Source organism: Bacillus sp. FSL K6-2944, from assembly GCF_038005385.1.
Taxonomy (GTDB): Bacteria; Bacillota; Bacilli; order Bacillales; family Bacillaceae_G; genus Bacillus_A; species Bacillus_A cereus.
Window position 1 is genome coordinate 1 of sequence record NZ_JBBOTE010000021.1, and the last position, 5,167, is coordinate 5,167.

Consider the following 5,167-nt stretch of genomic DNA (forward strand, 5'->3'; position numbering starts at 1 on the left):
GAAAAAGGAAATGTTAGATTCTTCAGCTTACACATACTATTGTACGTGCCGAACCGCTTGTGTAATCGTTCATATATTTCACTTATTTTTTGTATTGTTACGTAAACCTTGGGGGCTAGCCCCCAAACCCCCAGCTAGCTTCCGCCAAAAAAGTAAGGGGAAACCCTCTTAAACATAAGTTCTTAGGAAATATGCAATGTTGCATATTCTCTAGTAACAGTATAAATAGATATGATATTCTATAAATGAGTACTTTCTAGTCTGTATAGTTGTAAAAGTCGTGCATATGAGAAAAGAGGTCTTCTACGTAATGTAGGAGACCTCTTTTTTTGTATAAAGGTGACTATAAATGAAATGAAAAATGAACATAATAATTGTTGGTCTATATAAATTATGCAAACATATAAAATAACGTGAAAAGAAAAAAGAATAGGGAATCTTGTCTGTTGGGTTTGATTTTTTTGGCGAAGAATTGTCGAAGACAATTGTTCTTCGCAGGGAGAGAGGAAGTCGCAAAAGCGACGACGCGATCCCTTTTGGCGCTAGCCAAAAACAAAGGGATTTTGAAAGGGGGTAAACCCCCTTTGCACATGGAACTTTGCTTGCAAAGTGTAGTGTGTTACACTGCTCTTAATTCGACAGTCCTCGTCAATGGGAGAAAGGTGGTATGATTTCGTCATGAGCTATGCCATAATTCGTATGCAAAAATTCAAGCAAGGTGATATTAAGGGGTTGCAGTTTCACCATCAAAGGGAACGCGAGAGTCAAACAAATCCAGATATAATTCCTGGGGCGCAAGAATTAAACTATGATTTAGTAAACAATCAAAATATTGATTATAACAAGGTCATTGAGGAAAAGATCGCAGAGCGAGTCGCACGAACGGTACGAAGAGATGCTGTCATCATGTGTGAATTTCTGATTACAAGTGACAGAGAATTTTTTGAGGAATTAGAGCCGAAGAAAGAAAGACAATTCTTTGAAACAGCATTAGATTTTATTAAACAAGAATATGGAGAACAAAATGTAATTCATGCAACCGTACATAAAGATGAGATGACACCACATATGCATTGTGCCATTGTACCAATCACAGAAGATGGACGATTGTCTGCAAAAGAATACTTTGGAAAACGACAGCAATTGATTGCGCTGCAGGACAATTTTCAAAAACATATGGTCGAAAATGGATTTGAATTAAAGCGTGGAATTTCAAGTTCACGCAGACACGTCGAAATGGGACGCATGAAGGTGAAGGGGGTGTTAGAGAATACCAAAGTACTAGAAAACGATAAAAAGTCGTTAGAAAGCGAAATAGACACCTTAAAACGAGAGATAATGGAAATGTACAAAGAGATACATAAAGTAGATGAAATTGAAGCAGTAGAAAAACATGCTGTATTAAATTTACCGGTGTTGAATTTATTAGAACAAGGAACAGTACGATTACGGCAACAAGATGTGCAGGATTTAAAACAATGGGCGAAAGAGTCGATTGTACAAAAACAAGAAATGAAGCAATGGAAAGAAAGAACAACACAAACAATACAAGAGAAAGACGTAAGAATTCAGGGATTGGAAAATGAAATAGGGATAGGAAAGCAAGAAAATACACGCTTAGCGGAAGAATATAAAAAAGCAAAAGAAACAAGTAAGACGTGGGAACAGTTATATGAAGTTGCAACAGAAAGTGAAAAAGAAGTACGAAATATAGTAAAACAAGCAGGATTGTATGAGATGCTGGAACAATTTCAAAAAAGAATGAAGGAATTTAAACAAACAATAGAACGCTATTTTCAAAAACGTCCACAAAGAACGGTACATGTTTTAAAAGAGATGGTAGCGAAAGTATATCCTAGGTTTTCTGGATGGAATCCAACAGTACTAGAAAAAAAAGAAAAGGAAATGGCCGTTGTTGATAATACAGATCATACGCTGTATTTTCGAGAAGGACATAGTTTAGAAAAAGTAAAAGAATATTGTGTAGATGCGTTAGTAAATAAAAAACGATTACAAGAAGGATACTATGTAGATATTGCACTTCATGGGGAAACGTTTCAGCAGATTTGGAGACAAGTGCAATATCAAGAACAACAATTTCGAAAAGAAGTAGAAAAAGAGTTTGAAAGAGATCCAGAAATAGTTGTGAATCGTTTAGAACAAATGGTGGAAGAACTAGATCCATCGATAACAGAAATTCAGTATGCTTTTTCAGTGAAAAAGGACAAATCTTCTCCTATATTTCAAGAAGGACAAAAATTAATAAAAGGGATTGGGTATCGACCAGAACAATATAAAGAAGCGTATCTAGAACGATTAGTAGAAACACCGGTAAAAGAATTACCGAAGGTATGGAAATACCAAAAACAAAAGGAGAAAGTACAAATACAAACAAAAGAAAGAGAACAAGATAGGGGTCTTAGTTTATAAGGAGTTCTGTAAATAACAAAATATATGGTATACTCATACAGCTACATTCGAAAATGAAAATGGGTTCAGGTTGTTGTACGAATGAACTGAAAAAAGCCAATTCCACTTACACGGGGAATTGGCTTTTTTTCTAAGCTGAGTGAGTAAATAGTACGAAACACTAATAGAGTTGTAAACCATTTTACATGTACAAGAAAAGTATAGCATGGAATAAGAAAGAAAAGAACCAGAATAAAAGAATAACACAGAGCGGTTAAGACGGAGAAAAAAACGTAGTCTTTTGGGAGAAGAGAGAACCCTTGTCATATAATCCGAAGGTGTGGGGGGCGGGAGTGAATTTTCCCCGCCCCCTGCATCTTTGGGTTACAAGGGTAGAGGCTCGCTCCCATAAGGAAACGGCTTTTTTTGAGTATTAAGTAAGCGGACTTTATAACCATCCTACTGGTCGACTTGATACTCGTATAGGACTTGTATAATTTCCATATTTATAATGAACTACTGTAACATATAGTTTATATTTATTAGCTTTATCATCCCATACTTTGTAAGACCATGTTCCAACATATGTAGGTCCAATCATTTCACTAGCCCAGAAAGTTCCACCAGCTAAAGCTCCAGATGCAATTTTAGATAAACCAAATCTTTCTGCAATTAACCAAGATACAGCAGAAACTACAAATCTAACATCTTTATTAGAATAAGTTTTATAGAATGGACCATCTACAATTATTCCACTATCTCCCGGATTTGCTGGTCCATATTGGATTGAAGAATTTTCTTTATTTTTTAAAGTAGGATTGACTAAAGAATATATTTTTTGTATATGTTGATCAGTTAATGGTTCGGGACTTGAAAAAGGAATTCCATTCAAATTATATTCAAATAATTCTGATGGTATGGATTGCTTGTTTTCTAAATTTGATGTGGTGGTATTTTCAGCAGCAAAGGCTGAACTTGTTCCTAAACCGGTTAATAATAATGCAGAACATAAAGAGCTAGCAATTGTTTTTTTCATAAGAAACCTCTTTCTTTTTATGATTAAGTACATCCAAAAAGTTTATTTTATTTTCTGTAAAACGTCAATATTCAGAAAATAAAGAAATGTGTTATGTTAATTTTATAAAGGAAGGATGTGATTGCTATTAAAAGAATTTTATATTTTGTTTTATCTGAAGGTACTTTTCTTTATTTAAATAGTTTGTTTAAAATAGAATTATTGCCTATTATTTTAGGTGTATGCATGATTTTCTCTTATGTAAAAACAGTAAGGGAGTTTTCTTTTTTAAAAATCATTTTAATTAGTTTGATAGTAGGCGGTAGTTCTTTCGTATCAATGTTTATATTGAATAAAATTTTCGAAACTATAACTAATTTGCATTTTGTTATAATTTGGGATATTTCATTAAAATTAATTAGTATTTGTGTGATAATTTATATTTTAGAATTAATTATGAAAAAGATATTTAAGCATTGTTTTTGAATTTTTAGATAAAGTATAACAAAAAAAGCCCTTTATGTTATAATTGTGTTACCACACAACAACTATACACAAGGGCTTTTTTGTATTGCTATTAGATTGTTAGAGTTTTTAAGAATTAAAGAATTTATTTTCTAACTACATAATATCAAAAAAAAAGTCTCTTTGCTAGTTGTAAATACTAGGAAGAGGAGAATTTTGTATGACAAATCCTGAGGAATTCAGACAAATATTAAATCAAGCTGAAGGTAATGCTAGAAAAAGAGATGTAAAAAAACAAGGGAAAACACATGATAATCACTATAGAAATCTACAAGAAGAACAATTAGGACAAGCATTAGAGACTTTACAAGGTTTAACGGGTAATGAGTATTATATTGGCCGTAAAAGAGATAAATTTGCTAAGGTTGAATTTTCTCAAGTCATTCATTTTAATATGTTATATATTACTAAAATAAAATTTTTATCAAATTCTGAGAAAGCAATTTTACTAGATCTTTCTGTTTTTTTGGAAGTTGGTTCAAATGTGTTAGTAGAAAAAACGATTGATTTTTTAAATACGGATCCCAACCAAATTAATAGTGCTTCAATTGAATATTTAGCTAGGGAGCTTAGTCGTTCTCGTCAAAAATTGAGTCCATTAATGACGAGTTTAAAAAACAAGGGAATATTGGCTTGTGCGGAAAGTGGTTTTAAAGATGAAACTGGACGTATTTGTGCGAAGCGAACTTGGTTAATGAATCCTAATATTATCTGTTGTGGTAAAAAAGAAAGAATTGATAAAGTGACAAAACATATTTTTAAAGATATGTTACGAAATTTTAAAGTAGAAGGGTCTTCCGAAGTACATAATCTACCTATTTATTTTTTTTAAGAAATGCTCTTGCATTTCTTTTTTTTACATGATAGCGAACAAAAGTTCGTCACCAAAAGGTGACACTAGTGTCACCTTTTGGTGACGGTACCCCCCTTACAAACCCTTGGTATGACTGACTTTTTTTTTTTCCCTTCTTACTCTTATATATATAGGGCTCAAAATCCGAGAATAAATGTGTCTGAATTGTGAACAACAAGTTATATTTTTATAACCATTAACTGCTAGAAGTTCCGCAAGGAACAGGTTGTATTTTCTTCCATTTCATTTCAGAAAATCTCCACCTTCAACAAAATAAAAACCATTCTAATTTTAGAATGGTTTTTATTTTGTTGCCCTTGCCCAACTTCTTTCGGCACGTTTGTTTATGGTGCTAAGCTGATGAC

4 protein-coding genes are annotated in these 5,167 nt (G+C 32.8%); 3 read left to right on the plus strand and 1 reads right to left on the minus strand.

The genetic code is table 11. The features are described 5' to 3' along the window. The first annotated feature begins 678 nt into the window (after positions 1-678). Entirely contained in the window at positions 679-2,430 is a 1,752-nt protein-coding gene (gene mobV, locus MHH55_RS36175; protein ID WP_340882926.1) for a MobV family relaxase, read from the plus strand. 427 nt (positions 2,431-2,857) lie between these two features. On the opposite strand, the gene MHH55_RS36180 is transcribed toward mobV, so the two are convergent. After that, positions 2,858-3,445: a hypothetical protein gene (locus tag MHH55_RS36180; protein ID WP_277548118.1), complete on the minus strand. Its 588-nt coding sequence runs from the start codon at positions 3,443-3,445 to the stop codon at positions 2,858-2,860. 117 nt (positions 3,446-3,562) lie between these two features. Here MHH55_RS36180 and MHH55_RS36640 point away from each other — a divergent pair, with 117 nt between their 5' ends. Both MHH55_RS36640 and MHH55_RS36185 read left to right on the plus strand, forming a co-directional pair. After that, on the plus strand, positions 3,563-3,910 hold the full coding sequence (locus MHH55_RS36640) for a DUF4029 domain-containing protein (RefSeq protein ID WP_097858231.1): 348 nt from the start codon (positions 3,563-3,565) through the stop codon (positions 3,908-3,910). 199 nt (positions 3,911-4,109) lie between these two features. After that, positions 4,110-4,781: a MarR family transcriptional regulator gene (locus tag MHH55_RS36185; protein WP_097858232.1), complete on the plus strand. Its 672-nt coding sequence runs from the start codon at positions 4,110-4,112 to the stop codon at positions 4,779-4,781. The last annotated feature ends 386 nt before the right edge of the window (positions 4,782-5,167 follow it).

Bases quoted from the DNA above. Each gene is read 5' to 3' on its own strand.
- mobV (WP_340882926.1), top strand. From the start codon at position 679: ATGAGCTATGCCATAATTCGTATGCAAAAATTCAAGCAAGGTGATATT.
- MHH55_RS36185 (WP_097858232.1), top strand. From the start codon at position 4,110: ATGACAAATCCTGAGGAATTCAGACAAATATTAAATCAAGCTGAAGGT.
- MHH55_RS36180 (WP_277548118.1), bottom strand. From the start codon at position 3,445: ATGAAAAAAACAATTGCTAGCTCTTTATGTTCTGCATTATTATTAACC.